The sequence below is a fragment of the Peribacillus sp. P4_B1 genome, from assembly GCF_056402395.1.
Genome location: NZ_JBFUHM010000145.1, coordinates 1 through 1,238 on the forward strand (window position 1 = coordinate 1; position 1,238 = coordinate 1,238).

General features: G+C 58.2%; 1 protein-coding gene. It reads left to right on the forward strand.

Annotated elements, in window-relative coordinates; all coding sequences use genetic code 11:
• A partial coding sequence (locus AC1DVK_RS26935; RefSeq protein ID WP_477627826.1) for a DUF6492 family protein occupies positions 1–945 on the forward strand: 945 nt, incomplete at its 5' end.
• Positions 946–1,238 lie beyond the last annotated feature (293 nt).

Sequence of the window (1,238 nt, forward strand, 5' to 3'; positions counted from 1 at the left end):
CAAGGATCCGGTGGCGTGAGTGGAGGAGCTATGKAAGCTGAAAGCAGCCAGCTGGTCGTGGTGACGCCCAGCTACGCCAGGGATTACCAACTGTGCCGGGATCTCAATCGCTCAATTGTCGCTTGGATGCCCGAGCACGTTCAGCACCACATCGTGGTACCTCGAAAGGACTTATCGCTTTTCCGAGCGATAGCCAGCAGCAGAACAGTCATCCACGATGTGGGAGAGTTCTTGCCTTCCGACATGCTGAAAATGCCAGCACTTAACCTGTGGGTCAACATCAAACGCCCGTGGCCACCAATACGCGGCTGGATCACTCAGCAGTTGGTAAAACTTTCCACTGCCGCGACCCTCGACGCCGACGCAGTCCTGCTCATAGACTCCGATATGGTCTTAGTCGCCCCCACTGAGTTGGCTTCCTTTCAGCAGGACGGCAAGTTAGCCATGTATCGCAAGCCAGAGGCAGTCCACGACGGATTGCCCAGACATCGCCTGTGGCTCGAATCAGCAAGAAGCCTCCTGGGTCTGGAGCCGCCCGATGCCGGGAATCTAACGGACTACATCTGCTGGCCGTGCATCTGGGACGCCGAGACTGTCCGTGCCATGCTCCAAAGGATCGAGGAAGTCACCGGCATGGCATGGCAGTCGGCTATCGCCGCCCAACTGCACTTCTCCGAAATGATGCTCTACGGAACTTACGTCGATGAAGTTCTGGGCGGGCCGCCGGCAGYAACTTCGCACATGAAGAGCATCAGCTATTCGGACGAAGTGGCCCTGAGTTCGGCCCAACTGAGTGGGTTACTCCGTGCCGGTCCAACCGATGTTCTCGCCGTGATGATTTCAGCCAAGGCTGGTATTCCGGAGGACGTCCGTTCGAATGCGCTGGATGACTATGCCGAATACCTTGCAGAAAGCCACACCAGGTTCGATGGAGGTGCCCCGTGACTCTCTCGTATCGACAAGCCACCGATCTTTTGCGGCTTGTACAGACCCATAGTGCTCGTGGAATCGCCGAGGCAGCATTGAGGCGAACAGCAAATAAGATCAACCAGCGACTCGACTTAGGAGCGGCAGACTTGCCCGTTCGTGTCGAGGACCTTATGGAATCAAGAAACGTTTCCTTGGCCGCCCCCACTTGGCGGGCCGAGTCCGCGCTACGGATCGGATGGGTTTGCGCGCCCCCGGGGCGCGGCTCCGGGGGGCACACGACGCTCTTCAGAATGGTGGAAGAGGCAGAG